Raw genomic sequence first — 21,051 nt, forward strand, 5'->3', positions numbered from 1 at the left:
CGCCGGTCGGACCGGCCGAACCGCCCTTCCCCCTGTTGAGGAGCCGCTCGTGTCCACGCCAGCCCCTGCCGCCGCACCTGCCGCGACGCCTGCCGTACCCGCCCTGGTCGAGCCGACGAAGGTCAGGGCGGCGGACGGATCGGTACGGCAGGTCTCCGTACCGCCGATCGCGCCGCCCGTCCGGCACGGATCGCTCGCCGAGATCCCCTTCGACAACGCCCGCGAGGCCCCGGGCGACGCCGTCATCAGCCGCAAGCAGCCGGACGGCAGCTGGCAGGACGTGACGGCCCAACAGTTCGCCGGCGAGGTGCTCGCCGTCGCCAAGGGCCTGATCGCGGAGGGCCTGCGGGCCGGCGACCGGATCGCGATCATGGCCCGTACGACGTACGAATGGACGCTGCTCGACTTCGCGGGCTGGGCCGCCGGACTCGTCACCGTCCCCATCTACCCAACGTCCTCCGCCTTCCAGGCCCGCTGGATCCTCCAGGACTCGGGCGCCGTCGCCTGCGCCGTGGAGACGGCGGACGAAGGCCGGCTGATCAGCCAGGAACGCAAACAGCTCGGCGATCTCGCCCACCTGTGGCAGTTCGACACCGGCGCACTCGGCCGGCTGAAGGCGCTAGGCAGGGACGTCCCCGACGACGCGGTCGCCGCCCGCCGGGCCGCCCTGGAACCGGAGACACCCGCCACCCTCATCTACACCTCGGGCACCACCGGACGCCCCAAGGGCTGCGTCCTGACCCACGGCAACTTTTTCGCCGAGGTCGACAACGCCATCGAACTCCTCCACCCCGTCTTCAAATCGGTCAGCAAGGAACCGGCCTCGACCCTTCTCTTCCTGCCGCTGTCGCACGTCTTCGGGCGGATGGTCGCGGTCGGCTGTCTGCGCGCCCGGGTCCGGCTCGGCCACGCCCCGTCCATCCGGACCGAGGACCTCCTTGCCGACCTGGCGGGCTTCCGGCCCTCGTTCCTGCTGGCCATCCCGTACGTACTGGAGAAGGTCTACAACACCGGCCGGGCGACCGCCGAGAAGATGGGCCGCGCCTCGTCCTTCGACCGCGCGGCGAGGATCGCCCAGCGGTACGGACAGGCCGTCGAGGCCGCCGAACACGGCACCGGTCCCGGACCGGGCTGGGGCCTGCGGGCCGCCCGGGCCCTGTACGACCCGCTGGTCTACCGCCGCATCAGGGCGGCCCTCGGCGGACACGTCCGGTACGCGATCTGCGGCGGCTCCCCGCTGGGCCGCCGGCTCGCGGCCTTCTACGCGGGCGCGGGCATCGAGATCTTCGAGGGATACGGGCTGACGGAGACCACGGCCGCCGCCACCGTCACCCCGCCGCTCAAGCCGCGCCTCGGCACGGTCGGCTGGCCGCTGCCGGGCACCGCCGTGCGGATCGCGGAGGACGGCGAGGTGCTGCTCAGTGGCGGCCAGTTGTTCCGCGGCTACTGGGACACCGAACGCGGCGCGCCCGTCCCCGCACTGAACGGCGGCTGGTTCGCCACCGGCGACCTGGGCGCCCTCGACGAGGACGGCTACCTCACCATCACCGGCCGCAAGAAGGAAATCATCATGACGACGGGCGGCAAGAACGTCGCCCCGGCGCCGCTGGAGGACTGGCTGCGCGCTCACCCACTGGTCGGCCAGTGCATGGTGGTCGGCGACAACCGCCCGTTCATCACCGCCCTGATCACCCTGGAGCCGGACGGGCTCCTGCACTGGCGCCAGATGCGAAAGAAGCAGGACGTGCCGATCCGGGACCTGGTGGCGGACGAGGAGTTGCGCGGCGCGTTCCAGCGCGCGGTCGACGAGGCCAACCGCCTGGTCTCGCGCGCCGAGTCGATCCGCAAATTCGTCGTGCTGCCGGTGGACTTCACGGAGGAGGGCGGACATCTGACGCCGTCGCTGAAACTGAAACGGGATGCGATCCTGCGGGACTTCGAGGCGGAGATCGAGGCGCTGTACCGGAGGTAGGCGGACGATCCCGGCGCGGTGGACCGGGCAGGGAGGGGGGCCGGGCAGGCCGGGTCGGGACGAGGTGGAGCGGCGGCGAGGGCCCGGCGGGGTGCCGAGCCCGACCAGGCGTCGGGGCCGCGGAAATTCGTCGGGAAACCTGCGTGAGCGTGCCCGGGAATGCCACCGTGACGGCCTTCGGCAGGGGCGTGGGCGACCGTGCGGGGCGGTCGCGGGTGAGGCCCTCGCCGTCTCCGGGCGGCCCGCCCGGACGCCCCTTCGCGGCCTTTCCACATGCCACCTGAGCTGGGCTTTTGTGGAGGGCAGCCCTACCGTGGCCCCATCGTGAAAGGGGATCCGATGGATCGGAACATACGCACGGTCGACGACGTCCTGAAGCTGATGGACGGCCTGTTCGCGCCGGAGGCCGATCGCTGGACGGCGGACGGGGCCGGCTGGTGGGACGGCTTCTACGCCGACCGCTCGAAGCCGGTGCCGTTCTTCGTGGCGAAGCCGGACGAGAACCTGGTCTCGTACCTCGACCGATCCTTGATCACGCCGGGCCGGGCGCTCGACCTCGGGTGCGGTCCGGGCCGTAACGCTCTCCATCTCGCCTCCCTGGGTTTCCAGGTGGACGCCGTCGACCTCTCCCCGGCCGCCATCTCCTGGGCCGAGGAGCGCGCCCGTGAGGCAGGGGCCGACATCCGGTTCCGCTGCGGTGACGCCTTCGCCCTCACCGAGGCCGAGTCGGGCGGCCCGTACGACCTGATCCACGACTCCGGCTGCTTCCACCACCTGCCGCCGCACCGCCGCGTCAGCTACCTCGCTCTGCTGGACCGCGCCCTCGCCCCCGGCGGCCACCTCGCCCTCACCTGCTTCGCAGCCGGAGGGATGGGCTCCGAACTCCCCGACGCGGAGTTCTACCGGCGGTCCGGTCTCCACGGCGGGCTCGCCTACACGCCGGAGTCCCTGCGCCGGATCTTCTCCGACCTGACGGAGGTCGAACTGCGCCGCATGCACGACGAGCCGCCCGAGTCCCCGTACTTCGGCGAGCCGTTCCTGTGGACGGCCCTGTTCCGCCGCGACGCGCAGACGCCGCCCGGCGGATCACCCACGGAGTGACGGAGCCGGAGTCAGAGCACGCAGAACTCGTTGCCCTCCGGGTCGGTCATCTCCACGTGATCGGGCCGGCCGTCCATCTCGTGCTCGCGCACCACGGTCGCGCCGGCGGCGGTCAGGCGCGTGACCGCGTCGGTCACGCGCGGCCACCGCACCTCCCACGGCGTCCCGCGGCCGCCGCCGGCCTGTACGTCCAGGTGCACGCGGTTCTTCGCCACCTTCGGCTCCGGCACCTTGAGGAAGGACAGCGTCGGCGCCACCCCGTCGGGATCGCACAGGTACGCGCCGTCGTCCCACTCCTCCTCCGGGATGCCATGGTGGGCGAACCACTCCTCCCAGCTCCCGAAACCGGCGGGCGGAGGCTTCGGCACGTAGCCGAGAGCGAGCGCCCAGAACTCCGCCAGCCTGGTCGGGTGCGCGCAGTCGAGCGTCACGGTCCACCTGGTCGACATGGTTCCTCCTCGGTCCGGGGTGATGACGGGGACCGTATCGCGCGCCTCTGACACCCGTGCGGCATCGGCCCCACCACGGACCTGATCTCGATCGGCCGAGGGCGGTGTCGGCTTCAACCGCCGTCACGGCTGTCCGGCTGTCCGGCGACTGCCCGGGGCGACGGATCCGCCGTGCTCCCCTCCCTCTTGTCTGATGCACCGTCAGGTACGACGATGGCACCCGCCTCGAAAATGACGGTACGTCAGATCCGGTCGGGGCGGACACGGAGGAAGGGAGGCGACCCGGTGCCGATACTGCCCGCCGGGCGGCTGTCGTACGGGATGCAGCTCCCGGTCCAGTCGCAGAGCACCATCTATACGGAAGCGTGGGAGGCCTCGGCCGGGCCCGGTGATCTCGCCGAGATCGCCCGCACCGCCGACCGCGCCGGCTTCGCCTATCTGGCGAGCTGCGACCATGTCGCGATTCCTCGGCGGCTCGCCGAGGTCATGAGCACCGTCTGGTATGACCCGGTGGCCACCCTCGCCTTCCTCGCGGGGATCACCGAACGCGTTCTGCTGATGAGTCATGTCGCCGTCGTCGGGCTGCGCCACCCGCTCGCCACCGCCAAGCAGTACGCCACCCTCGACCACCTGTCCGGCGGCCGGTTGATCCTCGGAGTCGGGGCCGGGCATGTGCGGGAGGAGTTCGAGGCGCTCGGGGCGGACTTCGACGGGCGCGGCGGCGTGCTCGACGAGACCATCGACGCGCTGAAGGCCGCGCTCGGACCGGAGGAGTACCCGGAGTTCGCCGGGGAACGGTTCTCGTTCAGCGGGCTGGGGCAGCGGCCGCGGCCCGCGCAGGAGCGGGTGCCCGTCTGGGTGGGCGGTTCCTCGCCCGCCGCCGTGCGCCGGGCCGCGCTGCGCGGGGACGGGTGGCTGCCGCAGGGGGATCCCAGGGACCGGCTGCCGCAGCAGATCGCCCGAGTGCGGGCGTTGCGGGAGGAGGCCGGTATCGAGGAGCCGCTGGTCGTCGGTGCCATCACCGAGCCGCTGTACGTGGGGGAGCCGGCGTGGTCCGTGGGGCGGCGCACGCTCAGCGGGAAACCGGAGGCCATCGCCGAGTCGTTGCGTGCGTACGGGGCGATGGGCGTGCACCAGATCCAGGTGCGGTTCCGCAGCCGCAGCCGTAGCGAACTGACCGATCAGATGGCGGCGTTCGCCGCCGATGTCGCTCCATACCTCGACCAGCAGTAAGGAGTAGGGACATGGGCAAGCTGGATGGGCGCACCGTCCTCATCAGTGGCGCGGCGCGTGGGCAGGGCGAGCAGGAGGCGCGGCTCTTCGTCGCCGAGGGCGCGCGGGTGGTGATCGCCGATGTGCTCGACGACCAGGGGGAGGCCCTGGCGAAGGAGCTGGGGGAGGGGGTCGCCCGGTTCGTGCATCTCGATGTGAGCCGGGAGGAGGAGTGGCAGCGCGCTGTGGCCGCCGCCAAGGACGCCTTCGGGAGGATCGACGGTCTGGTCAACAATGCCGGGATCCTGCGGTTCAACGAGCTGGTGTCCACGCCTCTGGAGGAGTTTCAGCAGGTCGTGCAGGTCAATCAGGTCGGCGCCTTCCTGGGGATCAAGAACGTCGCGCCCGAGATAGAGGCGGCGGGCGGCGGGACCATCGTCAACACGGCCTCGTACACAGGTCTCACCGGGATGGCCTTCGTGGGGGCGTACGCGGCGACCAAGCACGCCGTGCTGGGGCTGACCAGGGTCGCGGCGGTCGAGCTCGCGGCGAAGGGGATACGGGTCAATGCCGTCTGCCCCGGGGCCGTGGACACCGCGATGACCAACCCGGCCGCGCTGGACCCGGCCGCGGACCCGGAGGAGTCGCGGGAGGCGGTGGCCGGGCTCTACAAGAAGCTCGTGCCGCTCGGGCGGATCGGGCAGCCCGAGGAGGTGGCGGCCCTCGCACTCTTCCTGACCTCGGACGACTCCTCGTACATCACCGGGCAGCCGTTCGTCATCGACGGCGGGTGGCTGGCGGGCGTCAGCCTTTTCTGAGGGCGTCAATAGCTGACGAGGCGTCAGCTATTGACGGGTCGGACCGTCGGTGGAACAGTCGGTCGCATCGTAATCTGACGGTGTGTCAGAAATGAATGAGGACGGTGAACCCCCTTGGAATTCGGGCTGTTTGTACAGGGGTACGTACCCGCCGCGCGCGCCGAGGCCGACCCCGAGGCCGAGCACAAGGCGCTGATCGAGGAGACCGAGTACGTCATCCAGGCGGACAAGTCCGGCTTCAAGTACGCCTGGGCCTCCGAGCACCACTTCCTGGAGGAGTACTCGCATCTCTCGGCCAACGACGTGTACCTGGGATACCTCGCGCACGCCACCGAACGGATCCACCTCGGCTCCGGCATCTTCAACCCCCTCGCCCCCGTCAACCACCCCGTGAAGGTGGCCGAGAAGGTCGCCATGCTCGACCATCTGTCGGAGGGGAGATTCGAGTTCGGCTCGGGGCGCGGGGCCGGCAGTCACGAGATCCTCGGGTTCATGCCGGGCATCACCGACATGAACCACACCAAGGAACTCTGGGAAGAGACCATCGCCGAGTTCCCCAAGATGTGGCTCCAGGACGAGTACGTCGGCTTCCAGGGCAAGCACTGGTCGCTGCCGCCCCGCAAGATCCTGCCGAAGCCGTACGGGAAGTCGCACCCGGCGATGTGGTACGCGGCCGGGTCGCCGTCCTCGTACGCCATGGCAGCCAGGAAGGGGCTCGGCGTGCTGGGGTTCAGCGTGCAGAAGGTCTCCGACATGGAGTGGGTCGTCGATTCGTACAAGTCGGCCGTCAAGGACGCTGAGCCAGTCGGCGGCTTCGTCAACGACAACGTCATGGTGACGTCGACGGCCATATGCGCCGAGACGCACGCCAAGGCCGTCGAGATCGCGGTCGGCGGCGGGCTGAACTACCTGCAGTCGCTCCTGTTCCGCTACCACGACACGTTCCCGAGGCCCGAAGGCATTCCGGAGTGGCCGGAGCTGCTGCCCGAGTACAGCGAGGAGATCATCGAGCTGCTGATCGCCGAGGAACTGATGATCTGCGGTGACCCGGACGAGGTGCTGCGGCAGTGCCGGCGGTGGGAGCAGGCGGGGGCGGACCAGCTGAGCTTCGGGTTGCCGATCGGGATCAGCCGCGAGGACACGATGAACTCGATCCGGCTGATCGGTGAGCATGTGATTCCGAAGATCGATACGGATCCGGTGCACCGGACGACGCGGTTCCGCACAGCGGCGTAGGCGGGGGCGCTGCCCTCGGATCCCCGCTCCCCGGAGCGGCTTGAGCTGGAGCGGCGTCTTCCCGGACCGCCGCTCCGCGAGCCGGGGTGCGTACCGCGGTCGTACGCACCCCGGCTGCATCCCGTACAGATCAGAAGGGAACCCGACATGCTCGACCACCTCATCCGCGGAGCGACCGTCGTGGACGGCACCGGTGCTCCCTCGTACGTCGCCGACCTCGGCGTCCGCGACGGCCGCATCGCCGTCATCGCCGAGCCCGGCACCCTCACCGAGGCGGCCGTGACCTCGGAGGACGCCACCGGACTCGTGCTCGCCCCCGGCTTCGTCGACCCCCACACCCACTACGACGCCCAGCTCTTCTGGGACCCGTACGCCACGCCGTCCATGAACCACGGCGTCACCACCGTCGCCGGTGGCAACTGCGGGTTCACCCTCGCCCCGCTCCACCCCGACCGGCCCGACGACGCCGACTACACCCGCCGCATGATGTCCAAGGTCGAAGGGATGGCCCTCAAGGCCCTGGAGGAGGGCGTCGACTGGTCCTGGTCGACCTTCCGCGAATACCTCGGCGCCCTCGAAGGGCGGATCGCCGTCAACGCCGGCTTCATGGTCGGCCACTGCGCCCTGCGCCGCCACGTCATGGGCGCCGACGCGGTCGGCGGACAGCCCGGACCCGCCCAGCTCGACGCGATGCTGCGGCTCCTCCACGACGCCATGGACGCCGGGGCCTGGGGGCTCTCCACCACCCGGTCCACCACCCACTCCGACGGCGACGGCAAGCCCGTCGCCTCCCGGCACGCACTGCCCGAAGAGCTCCTCGCCCTCTCCCGCGCCGTCGGTGAACACGAGGGCACCCAGCTCGAAGCGATCGTCGCGGGCTGCCTCGACCAGTTCTCCGACGACGAGATCGACCTCCTCGTCGACATGACCGCCGCAGCGGGCCGCCCCCTCAACTGGAACGTCCTCACCATCGACGCCGCCGTCCCCGAACGCGTACCGCGCCAGCTCGTCCCCAGCGAACGCGCCCGCCGGGCGGGCGGCCGGGTCGTCGCCCTCACCATGCCGATCCTCACCCCCATGAACATGTCGCTCGGCACTTTCTGCGCCCTCAACCTCATCCCCGGCTGGGGCGAGATCCTCTCCCTCCCCGTCCCCGAACGGATCGAGCGGCTCCGCGACGCCTCCACCCGCGCCGAGATGCTCCGTCGCGCCGACAGCAAGGAGGCCGGTGTCTTCCGGCGCCTCGCGGACTTCGGCAGGTACGTCATCGGCGACACGTACAGCGTGGCGAACGAGGGCCTCGGCGGGCGCGTCGTACGCGACATCGCCGCCGAGCGCGGCCAGGACCCGTTCCACTGCCTGGTCGAGATCTGCGCCGCCGACGAGCTGCGTACGGTGCTGTGGCCCATGCCCACCGACAACGACCCGGACTCCTGGGCGCTGCGGCAGCAGACCTGGCAGCACGAGGACGTCCTGCTCGGCGGTTCCGACGCGGGCGCCCATCTGGACCGGATGTGCGGCGCCCCGTACACCACCCGCTTCCTCGGCGACTGCCTGCGCGGCCGGAAACTCGTCACCCTCGAACAGGCCGTCAAGATGCTCACCGACGACCCCGCCCAGCTCTTCGGGCTGCGCGACCGGGGCAGGATCCAGGAAGGCTTCCACGCCGACCTCGTCCTCCTCGACCCCGAGCGCATCGACGCCGGGCCCGCCATCCTCGTACATGATCTGCCCGGCGACAGTCCACGCCTCGACTCCAAGGCCATCGGCATCGTGTCGGTCCGCGTCAACGGAATCGAGACGCTGCGCGAAGACAAGGTGACCGGCGCGGTCCCCGGTACGGTGCTCCGCTCCGGCCGCGACACCCGGACGGTGAGCACGCGATGACCACCGCACTCCAGCGCCTCTTCATCGGCGGAGAGTGGACGGAACCCGACCACGGGCACTACGAGGTGATCAACCCGGCCACGGAGCAGGCCGTCGGTCTCGCACCCGAGGCGAGCCGCGAGCAGGTGTACGCGGCAGCCGCCGCGGCCCGCGAGGCGTTCCCCGCATGGTCCCGCACCCGCCCCGAGGAGCGGGCCGCGATCCTCGACCGAGCCGCCGACCTGATGCACCGCGACTTCGCCGCCAACGCCGCACTCGCCCGGGCGGAGAGCGGTGCGACGACGGGAACGGCCCGGTCCATGCAGGTCGCCGTAGGCGCGGCCCGTTTCCGGCGGTACGCGAAGGGCGCCCTGGAGCCGGTCGAGGAGGCGATCGCGCCGCAGATCAACGAGGCCGGTCCGATGGGCCGGGCCGGTGTCTTCGGCGCGGTCGCCGTACGCCAGCCGGTCGGCGTCGTCACCTGCATCACCTCGTACAACAATCCGTGGGCCAACCCGGCCGGCAAGGTCGCCCCCGCGCTCGCCATGGGCAACACGGTGGTCGTGAAACCCGCCCCGCAGGACCCGCTCTCCGTCTACCGGATGGCCGAGGCCCTCGCCGAGGCGGGCGTGCCGCCGGGCGTCGTCAACGTCGTCACGGGTGCGGGCCCCGAGGCCGGCGAGGCGGCCGTCGACTCGCCGGACGTCGACATGGTCAGCTTCACCGGCTCCACGTCCGTCGGACAGCGCATCGCCGAGGTATGCGGACGGGGGATGAAGCGGCAGCTGATGGAGCTGGGCGGCAAGGGCGCCGCGGTAGTCCTCGACGATGCCGACCTGGACGCGGCGGTGGCGGGCATCGGCACGACGTTCTCCTTCTACAGCGGACAGATCTGTACGGCTCCGACGCGCGTCCTGGTCCAGCGCGGCAGCCACGACGCGCTGATCGAGAAGCTCGTCGCGTACGCGGGTCGTCTGGCGGTCGGCGACCCGGCGGCGCCGGGCACGGTCGTCGGGCCGGTCATCTCCGCGGCCCACCGCGACCGCATCGAGTCGTACGTCGAGCTCGGCCGGAAGGAGGGCGCGCGGGTGGTCACCGGCGGCGAGCGGCCCTCCCACGTCGACCGCGGCTTCTACGTCGCGCCGACGCTCCTCGCCGACTGCACCAACGACATGCGGGTCGTCCGGGAGGAGATCTTCGGTCCGGTCGTCGTGGTCGTCCCCTTCGACGACGAGGAGGAAGGCATCGCACTCGCCAACGACAGCGACTACGGACTGATCGACTACGTGTGGTCCGGGGACGTGGCCCGGGCCTTCCGGGTGGCGCGGCGGCTGCGCGCCGGCGGGGTCGGGGTGAACACGATCGGCCGGAACATGGAGGCGCCGTTCGGTGGGTTCAAGAGGAGCGGAGTCGGGCGCGACGTCGGCTCGTACGCGCTGCACGCGTACAGCGAACTGCAGGCGATCGTCTGGCCGGGCTGAGCATCGGTGCGGCGCGGCCGTCCGGTATGCGGACAGGCGCGGGAAAATTTTGAACCGGCACAAAGCGGACGGTGCTGCGGTTCTCGCACGGGATTCCGATCGAGGGTCGACCATCCATCAGTAGGCGCAATACTCGATTCACCTTCAGTTCATTGAATCAAAGCTGCAATTCGACCAATGATCCAAGGTGGGAGTCTCGGAGTTCGGCCCTCCGGATGTGGATATCGCAGCGCATAGCGTCCCCTGTATGACTCAGCTGGACGCGCGGCCCCGGGCCGGAGACGCGGTACGGGGCACCGCCCCGGCCGACGGCGGTGTACGCGGCAAGGGGCTCGGCGGGAACTCCGTCGGCCTGATGGGCAGCGCCGTCATCGGCATCTCGACCGTAGCTCCCGTCTACTGCCTGACGTCCACCCTCGGCTCCACCGCGGGCGAGGTCGGCGTCCAGATGCCCGCTGTCTTCCTGGCCGGCTTCCTGCCGATGCTGCTGGTCGCGTTTGCGTACCGCGAACTCAACAAGGTCATGCCGGACTGCGGCACCTCCTTCACCTGGACGGTGAAGGCGTTCGGCCCGCGCATCGGCTGGATGTGCGGCTGGGGCCTGGTCATCGCGACGATCATCGTCCTGTCGAACCTGGCAGGCGTGGCGACCTCGTACTTCTGGCTGCTCGCCGGCGAGATCACCGGCAGTGACTCGATCGCCGCCCTGGACGACAGCAAGCCCGTCCACATCCTCACCTGTCTCCTCCTGATCGCGGCCGCCACCGTGATCAGCTACCGGGGGATGACCACCACGAAGGGCATCCAGTACGCGCTGGTGGGACTCCAACTCGTAGTCCTCGCCCTGTTCGTGGCGATGGCGGTACAGAAGGGAACGAGCGGCGGATTCGCGACTTCGGCCGGCTTCTCGTGGTCGTGGCTGAACCCGTTCGCCGTGAAGTCCTTCGCGGCCTTCACCGCGGGCCTGTCTCTTTCGATCTTCATGTTCTGGGGCTGGGACACCTGTCTGACCGCCAATGAGGAGACGACCGGCAGCGAGAGGACGCCGGGGCGTGCCGCCCTCATCGCCATGGTCGCCCTGGTGGGTTCCTACCTCGCCACTGCCGTCGCCGCCCAGATGGCCGTCGGCTCAGGCACCACCGGTCCCGGCCTGGCCGACCCGGACACCTCCGACAACGTCTTCGCCGCGCTCGCCGGCCCGGTCATGGGCCCCGGCCTCGGCATCCTGCTCTTCGTCGCCGTCCTCGCCTCGGCCGCCGCGAGCCTGCAGACCACGTTCATCCCGGTGGCCCGCACAGTGCTGGCGATGTCCACGTACGAGGCCCTGCCCGCCTCGTACGCCCGCGTCCACCCGCGCTTCAGGACTCCGGGGAAGGCAACCGTCACGGCGGGCGTCGCCACGGGTGTCTTCTACACCGTCATGACCCTGGTCAGCGAGCACGTCCTGGTCGACACGATCTACGCGCTCGGCCTCATGATCTGCTTCTACTACGCGCTGACGGCCTTCGCCTGCGCCTGGTACTTCCGCGCCGAACTCACCCGTTCCGCCCGGGACCTGGTCTTCAAGGGCCTCTTCCCGGTCGTCGGCGGGATCCTGCTCACCGCGGTGTTCTCCAAGACCCTCTACGACATGTGGGACCCGGCCTACGGCTCCGGCTCGTCGGTCCTCGGCGTCGGCTCGGTGTTCGTGATCGGCGTCGGGCTGCTGCTGCTCGGCGTGGTCCTGATGCTGGTGATCCAGCGCAGGAGCCCTTCGTTCTTTCGCGGGGACGTGCTGACGAAGGAGACTCCCGCGCTGGTCGTCGAGGACTGAGCGGATGCCCGCGGGCCCATACGGCGCGGTGCGGGCGGGTTCTCAGGCAGCCGTGCGCCAGTAACCCAGCGCGTTCACCCGTTCCTTGGCGACGGCCAGTTCCTTGCGTACGTACGTGGCCAGCGAGCGCGTCGTCGCCGTGTCGCAGGCGATCCAGATGTACGCCTCCGAGGGGTCGCCGAGCAGCGCGGGCAGCGCGGCCCTCACCTCGTCGACCAGGTGGGTGCCCGCGTCGCGGCGCGGGACCCTGTGCAGGGTGTGGCAGTCCGGGTCCAGCCGGAACGGCAGTTCCTCGTCGGAGTCGTGCGTCGTCTCGAACCAGATCGTCGCCGGGGTCCGCGGGACCGCGTCCAGCAGGGAGTTGATCGCGGGCAGGGAGGCCGGGTCGCCGATCACGAAGAGCCGGGCGGGCCGTAGCTCGGGCAGGGTGAAGCCGGTGCCCTGGAGCGTCGCCTCGATCGTGTCGCCGGGCTGCGCCTTCCGTGCCCAGTCGCTCGCGGCGCCGTCGTGCAGGGCGAATTCGAGACTGAACGTCCCGGCGGCCGGGTCCGGGTCGACCAGCGTGTAGGCGCGCTGGTGCGGTTTGCCCGCCTGCTCGAACCAGATCCTGACCCACATCGTCGGGTGCGCGCCGCCGGTCGCGGCGAGCAGCCCGCCGTCGGTCAGATGAACCCGGCGGAAGTCTTCGGTGACCTGTTCGGCCCCGGTCACGGTGAACTCGAAGTCCCTCCCGCGCATCAGCTTGAGGACGACGCCCTCCCAGCCATGCCCCACAGTTGTCTCCTCCCCGGAGAATCATCTCAGATCGCCTTTAGGTTAGGCTAACCTAAATTATGGGGGCTGAAGGGTCGAGCGAGGGCGGGAACGGCATGCGCAACGAGGTCTACCGGGACGACTGGGGCATACCCCATCTGCGAGCGGCCGGTGCCCGCGAACTCGCCCATGCCCAGGGGCACAACGCCGCTCTGGACCGCGCCTGGCAGATCGAGGTCGAACGCCACCGGGTGCAGGGCACGACGGCCGCCTTCCTCGGTGCGGAGGCCGTGGAGTGGGACCGGTTCGCCCGCCGGGCCCGGCTGGACGACACCGCCCGCCGCTGCTTCGAGCGCCTCGCTCCGGAGACCGCCGACTGGGTGCGGGCGTACGTCGACGGCGTCAACGCGGGGCTGGGCGAAGGAGCGGGAGAGGCACCCGAGTTCGCCGCCGCCGGACTCGCCCCGGGCACCTGGCAGCCGTGGACCCCGCTGGGCGTCTGGCTCGCCACCCACATCCTGTTCGCGGGCTTCCCCACCAAGCTCTGGCGCGAGGAGGCCGCCCGCCGGCTGGGCGACGACGCGATCGAACTCTTCGCCACCGACGGCCCCGGGACCTCCGGCAGCAACGGCTGGCTCGTCAGCTCCGAGCGCACTGCGACCGGGGCGCCGATCATCGCGGGTGACCCGCACCGGTTCATCGAGGACCCCGGCGTCTACCAGCAGATCCGGCTCGCCTGCCCCGAGTTCGACGTGGTGGGCCTCGCCGTCCCCGGCGTTCCCGGCATCGCGCACTTCGGGCACACCGGGGAGGTCGCTTGGGCGATCACCAATGCCATGGCCGACTACCAGGACCTCTACCGGGAACGGCTGCGGCGTACGCCGGCCGGTGGGGTGCAGGCGCTCGGCCCCGACGGCTGGGAGCCGGCCGATTCCCACACCGAGACCATCGAGGTGGCGGGCGCCGCCACCGTGACCGTCGAGGTCGTCGAGACCGGCCGCGGGCCGGTGATCAGCGGCGGCCCGGACACCGGCGAGGAAGCCGTCAGCCTCCGCCACCCGCCCCGCGTCACCGGCGAACTCGGCTTCGACGCCCTGCCCGCCCTGCTCCGCGCCCGCACGGTCGCCGACCTCGACGGCGCCCTGGACCGCTGGGTGGAGCCCGTCAATGTGGTCCTGGCGGCGGACACGGCGGGCGCGACGCTGCATCGGGTCGCCGGACAGGTGCCCCTGCGCCCGCACGCGAACCGGCTGCGCACGGTGCCCGCCTGGGACGCCGCGTACGCCTGGCAGACCGGCCGCGTACCGATGGTGCGCGCGGACGTCCACGGCACGGCGGTGATGGCCAACCAGCGGGGGATCGCCGCCCCGCTCGGTGTCGAGTTCGCACCCCCGCACCGCGCCGAGCGGATTCAGGAACTGCTCGACGAGCCCGTCCGCTGGACCGCCAAGGACATGGCGGCCCTCCACATGGACACCCATCTCGCCTCCGCAGAACCCCTGTTGAGGCTGCTGGAGGAGGTGGTGGGGCTCGACGGCCCGGAGGCCGTACGGCAGCGCGACCGGCTGCTGCGCTGGGACCGGAGGATGGACGCCGACAGCACGGACGCCACGCTGTACGCGGCGCTGCGCGCCGAGGTCGTGCACCGGCTGGCGGCCCACCCGGCGCTCGCTCCGCTGAACGGTTCGGCGCACTCGGATCCGTACCCGGAACTGTTCCGCCCGTGGCTGGCGACGGTGCCGAGGATCGCTTACGCCCTGGAAGGCCTGCTGACGGGGGAGGACGGACCGCTGACGCACGCGGACCGGGTGGCGGTGGTCGCGGGCGCGATGGAGCGCGTCGCGGGCGCGGAAGTGACGCGTCCCTGGGGCGAGTTGCACCGGCTCTCGCCCTGGCAGGCGCTGCCCGGCACCGACTCCGAAGAGAGCCGGCCGGGGCTCGCGGGCGACCACGACTGTGTGCTGTCCACGTCCAGCGTCCCCGGCGTCACCGACCGCAGCGCACGAGGCCCCGCCGCCCGCTACGTGTGGGACCTGGCGCGGCGCGAGGACAGCCTCTGGGTGGTCCCGTTCGGGTCGTCCGGAGTCCCGGGGGGCGCGCACCACCGTGATCAACTTCCGCTGTGGGTGCGGGGGGAGCTCGTCCCCGTCGTCACGGACTGGAATCTGCTGCACCGAGAAGAGGAGAGACGTGACGTGAGTGCTGAGACAAGCGCCGGGGCGAGAGCCGGGTCCGCCGTGTTCGAACGGGAGGTCGACAGCTTCGGCACCGTATCCCTCGTCCCCGTCGACCCGGCCCGCGACCTCGACGTGCTCCACGCCTGGGTCACCGAGGACCGCGCCCGCTTCTGGGGCATGGGCGGGTACAGCCGCGAACAGGTCCTGGAGACCTATGAGTTCCTGGACTCGCTCACCACGCACCACGCCTACCTCGCGTACCGCGGCGGCGTCCCGGTCGCGCTCTTCCAGACGTACGAGCCGGACGCCGACCCGCTCGGTGAGTGCTACGACGTACAGCCCGGCGACCACGGTGTCCACCTGCTGATCGGGCCCACCGGCACCGCCGGACCCGAAGCGGGCTTCACCGGTGCGCTGCTCTCCGTGCTCATCGGCTACGTCTTCAGCGACCCCGCCCATCTGCGGATCGTCGTCGAGCCCGACGCCCGCAACGCGAAGGGCGTCGCCCGGATGGTCCGGGCCGGCTTCGAGCTGGGCCCGGAGATCGACAAGCCGGAGAAGCGGGCCCGGCTGGCGTTCCTGAGCCGGACGGCTGCCGCGGGGGCGTAAGGGGCGTGCAGGGGGCCGACGGGCGGTGCCGGTCGGCCCACCTTGCCGCAAACGGGCGCGAGACCGGCGCTGACGGGTCGCCCGCGGTCGGCGTGCACTTCGACCCGCGCCGACGGGCCGCACCTCAGGCCGGTGCCCCGACGTCCTCGACGACGTGCTTGTCCAGCGCGGCGCGCACCAGAGCCGCCGCGAGCACGGCCGGCCCGCGGTCGTCCGCCTGCTCCGCGAGCCGCGCGAGCTCCGCCGGCGAGGCGGGCAGCCCCAGTTTCTCGGCACCCTGAAGAGCCTTCGCGTCCAGGAACGGTGCCGTCTCCGGCCACACGGCCTGCACTTCGCGCACGAAGATGTCCGCACCGGCCGGGCCCATGCCCGGGGTTCTGCGCAGCCCGGCCCGCAGGATGTCCAGGTCGCCGTCGGCCTCGTTGCGCAGCCGCCGCAGATCACCCCCGTACTCGACCAGCAGGAGCTGTGCACCGTCGCCGAGCTGCGTGGCGGTGCGTTCGTCGTAGCGCTGGTAGCCGCCCTCGCCCAGCGCGTCGACGCGCTGCTGCCGGGTCGTCCCGATCATCCGGTCCGGGGACCGCATGCCGTGGGCGAACAGCGCGCGTGCCGCCGCCACCGCCACGGACGCCCGGATGCGGGCGCTCAGCAGATCGCTGAGCACGAGGAGTTGGTACAGCGGCTGCGGTGCGTTCCGCAGCTGGATGCCGGCCTCGGCGGCATAGGTGGTGCCGTAGCGGCTGAGAAGGACCTCCACGGTCCTGCGGGCGGTCATCAAGGCCCGCCCCCTTCCTCGGCGGCGACCTGCTGCAGGGTGCGCCCCGTACGGGCCGAACGTGCCCGGTAGGGGTCGGGTGTGCCAGGCCCGTCATGGGTGGCGCGCCCGTCCCTGGCCTTGATCAGCAGCCATATCTCCTCGCCCGGGGCATCGCTCTCACTGCTTCCCTTGAAGCGGGTGAGGGCGAACTCGCCGTGCAGCTTGGTGCCGTCGAGCCAGAAGGTCGCGTGCCCGTCCTCCAGGGACTGTTCGAACGGCACAGGTGCGCCCCAGCGGTCGTGACTGAGCGGCTGGTAGGTGCCCTGGTCCCAGACGATCACCGTGCCACCGCCGTACTCGCCCTTCGCGATGACGCCCTCGAACGTGCGGTACTCCAGCGGGTGGTCCTCCGTGGGGACGGCCAACCGCTTCTCGCGCGGGTTCTCCGAAGGGCCGCGCGGCACCGCCCATGACTTCAGTACGCCGTCGACCTCCAGGCGGAAGTCGAAGTGCATGCGCCTCGCCTGGTGGATCTGGACGACGAAGCAGGGCGCCGCCCCCGTCCGTCCGTCGTCGCCGCGTGGCTCCTCGGTCATGTCGAAGTGCCGTTTGCCGCGGTAGTCCCGGAGCCGGTCGTCGTTTTCGCCGGTCATGTCCGGACGCCTCCTCCCGGCAGCCCCGCCCGGTGTCCCCCTTCCACTGTGTCGCGCCCGGCGGAGAAGCGCACAGGGACGGGGTGGGCCGGTACGCGGGTATGTTGATATCAAGTATCTTGACATCAAGACGACCTTCTCGCAGGCTCCTCTCTTGACTCATTGATCTCTTGATGTCGAGGCATAACCGAGGGGGCGTGCGATGCGGCGCGGCAAGGGGAGCAGGGAACCGGAGACCCGGAAGGGCCGGCAGGGTCTGCCGGCCCGGCTGCGCAATCCGCCGGGCGGCCGCAACGCGCGGGTCATGCTGCTCGCCCTGGCGCTGGACCGGACCGGCTCGGGGCTGTGGGCCGCGTCCTCGGTCCTGTATCTCACCTTCGTGACGCAACTGAGCGCCCAACAGATCGGCGTGCTGCTGGGCGTGGCCGGAGTGGCGGGCATCGCCGGCTCACCGCTGGCCGGACGTCTGGCAGGCCGCTTCCCGGTGCGCCCGCTGCTGATCGGATGCCACCTGCTCCGTCTGGTGACGCTCGTCCTGGTACTGGTGTGCGGGGGCTTCGAGGCGCTCCTGCCCGTCATCGCCGTCACGTACCTGGGCGACAGGGCGGCGAAGATGCTGGAGATGCTGTTCGCCACCAGGACGGCGGGCGAGCAGCGCGCGGCCTACCAGGCGCTGTCCCGCAGCGTGGCCAACGGGGGCTATGCCCTCGGCGCGGGGGTCGCGGCCATCGGCCTGGCCGTGGGGACCAGCGACGCCTACCGGGCCCTGATCCTGGGCAACGCGCTGTCCTTCGTCGTCGCAGCGGCGCTGGTATGGCGTACGAGCGAGCCGCGGGACAAGGCCATCGAGGTGGCACGGTCCGACGGCTCGGCAGCCGGGGCCCCGGACGGGACGCGGCCGCCCGTCCGCAGGGCCACCCCGTGGCGGGACCGGGGCTATCTCACGTTCGTGCTGCTGGACATCCCGATGAACCTCGACGACTCCGTCCTCAACGTCGGCCTGCCGCTGTGGCTGGTGAACCGCACCTCGGCGCCGCACGCCCTCGCCCCGGCCTTCCTGATCATCAACACCGTGACGGTCGTGGTGCTGCAGATCAGCGTGTCGGCGCGGGCCGAGGGTCCGCGCCGGGCCACCCGGGCGGTGCTGCTGTACGGGGCCATGATGTTCGTCTGCTGTGCGTTCCTGGCAGCGGCCACCCGGGGCGGGACCTGGGTGGCCACTGCAGTGCTGCTTGCCGCGGCGCTGGTGGTCACCCTGGCGGAACTGATGCGCTCGGTGAGCTCCTGGGAGCTGGCAGTCCTCCTCGCACCCCAGGACGCCCGCGCCGCGTATCTGGGGGTGGCGGGGATGTCCCAGTCCATCCAGAAGTCCGCCGGGCCACCGCTGCTGACCGGTGCGGTGATGGCTGCCGGGCCGGCGGGCTGGCTGGTGCTGGGTGCACTGGTCGCGGGCCTCTCGGTCGTGCAACGACGAGCCTGCACGCGACGGCTTCGTACTGTCCCACCACCTGTCCTGAAGCGGACCGCCCCCGCGCCGACCCCCTGAGGCCTGCCCGGCGGTTCAGGGCCGGACAGGCGCTAACCCTCCAGAAAGACCGGGTTGGTGACCGCCGCCAGTGCCCCCGGCAGCCCCGGCACGGTCGACGGGTGGCGGACCTCGGCGCGGACATAGGCGGCGTACGCCGGAGTCGTACGCCACTCCACCGTGCCCGCACCCGACTCCGGCAGCGCTGCGGTGAACAGCGTGCCCTGGTCCGTGACGAAGTGGGCGGTGCACCCGGGCGCCCCGGCCACCTCCAGCCGTACCGTGACCGGGCTGTCCGCGTCGGCCCGCAGCCGCTCACCGATGCCCGCGTGGCCGCCCTGCCCGCCCGAGGCGCCGAAGGAGAGGCTGACGGCGGACGACTCGGCGATGTACGAGTGCCCGGACCGGATGCCCGCGACGATCGCGTCGCGCGAGAGCTCCTCGGCGAGGACGACGGTCTGCGGCAGCCCCACCTTGTCCGGCTCGCGGTGCGCGTCGCTGTTGCCCATCGCCGGGACCCACGGCTTCGACGCGCGGACGGCCGCCACGAGGGAGTTGTCCCACTCGGCGAGCGCGATCTCGTCCTCCGGGGTGTACGGCCCGTTCCACACCTCCACCGCGTCCGCCTCGCCGAAGCCGAACTTCCAGTGGCAGCCGATGCAGGTGGCGTGCGGGTGGGCGGGGACCACCAGACCGCCCGCTCGGCGAACGGCCTTCGCGTAATGCCCGAAGCGGTTGTCGCGGGCCCGGTAGCGCCAGTCGACGAAAGTGCCCGGGTCAGTGGCGAGCGCGATCACATGACCGTTGCGGGTGGTGATCTCCTCGCCCGTCAGGATGAGCAGGTCGTCGCCCCACAGCCCCTGCCACGCGCTGTGCGCGGCGTGGGTGTTGTGCTCGCTGCTGTTGATGAAGTCGAGCCCGGCGGCGCGCGCGGCGGTGGCGATCTCGGCGGGGGTGCGCTTGCCGTCCGAATGGACGGAGTGCAGATGGCAGTCGCCGCGGTACCAGGCGCGGCCCCGGCCCTTGGCGCGCTCGGGCGGGTACACGGGCGTCGGCGTGGTGCCGGGCTCGCCGAAACGGAGGGTGATCGTCACCTCGTACGGGAGCCCTTCGGGCGCGACGGTGTACGGGCCCAGCGCGATGTTCCAGGTCCCGGCCCGTACCGGACCCGCGACATAGCCGGGCGTCGCCACGTCCGCCCGGATGAAGAAGTCGGCACGCGCCCCGCCGGACCAGCCACGGAATCCGCGCCCGCCCAGCTCCGTGCCGCGCTCGTCGAAGATGCCGATGTCGAGGGCGTTGCCCTGGGTGCCGGCCGGGACGGGCGTCTTCTCGTACGTGTACGAGACGGCGATCTCCCTTACCCCGCGCGGTACTTCGACCGGCAGATAGACGAAGTCGGGCGACCCGGCCGGCAGGGTGCCGCGCACGGTCTTCGTCAGGTCGGCCTGGTCCGTACCGCCACCCTTGCCGTTGTCCTTGCCGGGCGCGGCGTTCGCGAAGCTCACAGTGGACAACGTTAGGGCGGTGGCGGCGGTGCCGACGAGAAGGCCGCGCCTGCGGAGCGGGCCGTTCTGCGGGGTGTGCGATCCGGTCATGAGAGTGGCTCCCCGGGGTGTCGTGTGTGACGAGGGTGACGGACCCGAACCCTGCTATGGGGCCATGAACTCACGGCAAACGGAAGAAGGTTCACGGACAAGAACCGTGACCCGAGAGCCCTGGGCGTCCTGACCGGCACCGCATAGTTTGGGGCCACACGACGACGGAGGTGCCCTCGCATGCGGATCGCCACAACGATCTTCCTCACCGACGGGACGATCACGCCGGTACGGCTCGCGCGCGAACTCGAACAGCGCGGATTCGCCGGGCTCTATCTGCCCGAGCACACTCACATCCCGGTGACCAGGGACACCCCGTACCCGGCGGGCGGCGAACTTCCGCCCGAGTACGGCCGCACCCTCGACCCGTTCGTCGCCCTCGGCCAGGCCGCCGCGGTCACGGAACACCTCGCGCTCGGCACCGGCATCACACTGATCGCCCAGCACGACCCGATCGACCTGGCGAAGCAGATCGCCACGCTCGACCATCTCTCCGGCGGCCGGTTCACGCTCGGCCTCGGCTTCGGCTGGAACGTCGAGGAGGCCGCGGACCACGGGGTGACCTGGTCGACGCGGCGGGAGCTGGGCCGCGACCGGATGGCGCTGATGCGCGCCCTGTGGGCGGACGAACCCATGGGGTACGAGGGCGAGTTCGGCTCGGTCCGGGCCAGCCATGCGCACCCGAAGCCGGTCCAGAAACCGCGCGGCCCGGTGTCCGGCCCGCGCACCCTGATCGGCGGCGCGGCCGGCCCCAAGCTGTTCGCCCACATCGCGGAGTACGCGGACGGCTGGCTGCCGATCGGCGGCCGTGGGCTCACGGAGTCGGTGCCCGTGCTGCGCGCGGCCTGGGAGTCGGCGGGCCGCGACCCGGAGCAGCTCCAGGTGGTGCCGTACGCGGTGCTGCCGAGTGCGGGGAAACTGGCGCACTACGCGGAGCTGGGCATCGAGGAGGTCGTGCTGCAGCTGCCTCCGGCAGGAGAGGCGGAGGTGCTGCGCACACTGGACGACTACGCGCAGTATCTGTGACCTCG

General features: G+C 71.2%; 16 protein-coding genes. 11 read left to right on the forward strand and 5 right to left on the reverse strand.

Annotated features, from left to right (window positions below):
• Positions 1–49: 49 nt before the first annotated feature.
• On the forward strand, positions 50–1,972 hold the full coding sequence (locus ACIA8E_RS18625) for an AMP-dependent synthetase/ligase (RefSeq protein ID WP_399299248.1): 1,923 nt from the start codon (positions 50–52) through the stop codon (positions 1,970–1,972).
• Positions 1,973–2,311: 339 nt separating this feature from the next.
• Positions 2,312–3,073 (forward strand): class I SAM-dependent methyltransferase, encoded by a 762-nt coding sequence (locus ACIA8E_RS18630; RefSeq protein WP_399299249.1) that lies wholly within the window; start codon positions 2,312–2,314, stop codon positions 3,071–3,073.
• Between the two features lie 11 nt (positions 3,074–3,084).
• Here the strand turns inward: ACIA8E_RS18630 and ACIA8E_RS18635 are convergent, their stop codons facing one another.
• A complete protein-coding gene (locus ACIA8E_RS18635) occupies positions 3,085–3,522 on the reverse strand; it encodes a VOC family protein (protein ID WP_399299251.1) in 438 nt (145 codons plus the stop codon).
• A gap of 285 nt (positions 3,523–3,807) precedes the next feature.
• On the opposite strand from ACIA8E_RS18635, the gene ACIA8E_RS18640 reads away from it, so the two are divergent.
• The 6 genes from ACIA8E_RS18640 to ACIA8E_RS18665 all read left to right on the forward strand — a co-directional run bounded on the left by ACIA8E_RS18640 (position 3,808) and on the right by ACIA8E_RS18665 (position 11,948).
• A complete protein-coding gene (locus ACIA8E_RS18640) occupies positions 3,808–4,755 on the forward strand; it encodes an LLM class F420-dependent oxidoreductase (RefSeq protein WP_399299253.1) in 948 nt (315 codons plus the stop codon).
• Between the two features lie 11 nt (positions 4,756–4,766).
• Positions 4,767–5,552 (forward strand): glucose 1-dehydrogenase, encoded by a 786-nt coding sequence (locus tag ACIA8E_RS18645; RefSeq protein WP_327125491.1) that lies wholly within the window; start codon positions 4,767–4,769, stop codon positions 5,550–5,552.
• A 114-nt stretch (positions 5,553–5,666) separates the two neighbouring features.
• On the forward strand, positions 5,667–6,788 hold the full coding sequence (locus ACIA8E_RS18650) for an LLM class flavin-dependent oxidoreductase (protein WP_399299255.1): 1,122 nt from the start codon (positions 5,667–5,669) through the stop codon (positions 6,786–6,788).
• Between the two features lie 147 nt (positions 6,789–6,935).
• A complete protein-coding gene (locus ACIA8E_RS18655) occupies positions 6,936–8,675 on the forward strand; it encodes an amidohydrolase family protein (RefSeq protein WP_399299256.1) in 1,740 nt (579 codons plus the stop codon).
• Positions 8,672–10,135 carry an aldehyde dehydrogenase family protein gene (locus tag ACIA8E_RS18660; RefSeq protein WP_399299258.1) on the forward strand — a complete coding sequence of 488 codons (1,464 nt, stop codon included), beginning with the start codon at positions 8,672–8,674 and terminating at the stop codon, positions 10,133–10,135. Before ACIA8E_RS18655 ends, ACIA8E_RS18660 begins: the two co-directional genes overlap by 4 nt.
• A 247-nt stretch (positions 10,136–10,382) precedes the next feature.
• Positions 10,383–11,948: an APC family permease gene (locus tag ACIA8E_RS18665; RefSeq protein ID WP_399299260.1), complete on the forward strand. Its 1,566-nt coding sequence runs from the start codon at positions 10,383–10,385 to the stop codon at positions 11,946–11,948.
• A 42-nt stretch (positions 11,949–11,990) separates the two neighbouring features.
• Here ACIA8E_RS18665 and ACIA8E_RS18670 read toward each other — a convergent pair whose 3' ends face one another.
• The gene (locus tag ACIA8E_RS18670) at positions 11,991–12,722 is read right to left on the reverse strand and encodes a siderophore-interacting protein (RefSeq protein WP_399299261.1); all 732 of its coding nucleotides are present in this window, start codon (positions 12,720–12,722) and stop codon (positions 11,991–11,993) included.
• A gap of 59 nt (positions 12,723–12,781) precedes the next feature.
• Between ACIA8E_RS18670 and ACIA8E_RS18675 the strand changes: the two genes are divergently transcribed.
• On the forward strand, positions 12,782–15,487 hold the full coding sequence (locus tag ACIA8E_RS18675) for a GNAT family N-acetyltransferase (RefSeq protein ID WP_399299263.1): 2,706 nt from the start codon (positions 12,782–12,784) through the stop codon (positions 15,485–15,487).
• Between the two features lie 124 nt (positions 15,488–15,611).
• Here the strand turns inward: ACIA8E_RS18675 and ACIA8E_RS18680 are convergent, their stop codons facing one another.
• On the reverse strand, positions 15,612–16,262 hold the full coding sequence (locus tag ACIA8E_RS18680) for an endonuclease (RefSeq protein ID WP_399299265.1): 651 nt from the start codon (positions 16,260–16,262) through the stop codon (positions 15,612–15,614).
• Positions 16,262–16,897: a DNA polymerase ligase N-terminal domain-containing protein gene (locus ACIA8E_RS18685; protein ID WP_399299267.1), complete on the reverse strand. Its 636-nt coding sequence runs from the start codon at positions 16,895–16,897 to the stop codon at positions 16,262–16,264. The genes ACIA8E_RS18680 and ACIA8E_RS18685 overlap by 1 nt, the downstream gene beginning before the upstream one ends.
• Before the next feature lie 202 nt (positions 16,898–17,099).
• On the opposite strand from ACIA8E_RS18685, the gene ACIA8E_RS18690 reads away from it, so the two are divergent.
• On the forward strand, positions 17,100–18,443 hold the full coding sequence (locus ACIA8E_RS18690; protein ID WP_399299269.1) for an MFS transporter: 1,344 nt from the start codon (positions 17,100–17,102) through the stop codon (positions 18,441–18,443).
• 32 nt (positions 18,444–18,475) lie between these two features.
• On the opposite strand, the gene ACIA8E_RS18695 is transcribed toward ACIA8E_RS18690, so the two are convergent.
• On the reverse strand, positions 18,476–20,020 hold the full coding sequence (locus ACIA8E_RS18695) for a CehA/McbA family metallohydrolase (RefSeq protein WP_399299271.1): 1,545 nt from the start codon (positions 20,018–20,020) through the stop codon (positions 18,476–18,478).
• Positions 20,021–20,200: 180 nt separating this feature from the next.
• Between ACIA8E_RS18695 and ACIA8E_RS18700 the strand changes: the two genes are divergently transcribed.
• On the forward strand, positions 20,201–21,046 hold the full coding sequence (locus ACIA8E_RS18700) for an LLM class F420-dependent oxidoreductase (RefSeq protein ID WP_399299273.1): 846 nt from the start codon (positions 20,201–20,203) through the stop codon (positions 21,044–21,046).
• The last annotated feature ends 5 nt before the right edge of the window (positions 21,047–21,051 follow it).

The sequence above is a fragment of the Streptomyces sp. NPDC051664 genome (assembly GCF_044453545.1).
Taxonomy (GTDB): domain Bacteria; phylum Actinomycetota; class Actinomycetes; order Streptomycetales; family Streptomycetaceae; genus Streptomyces.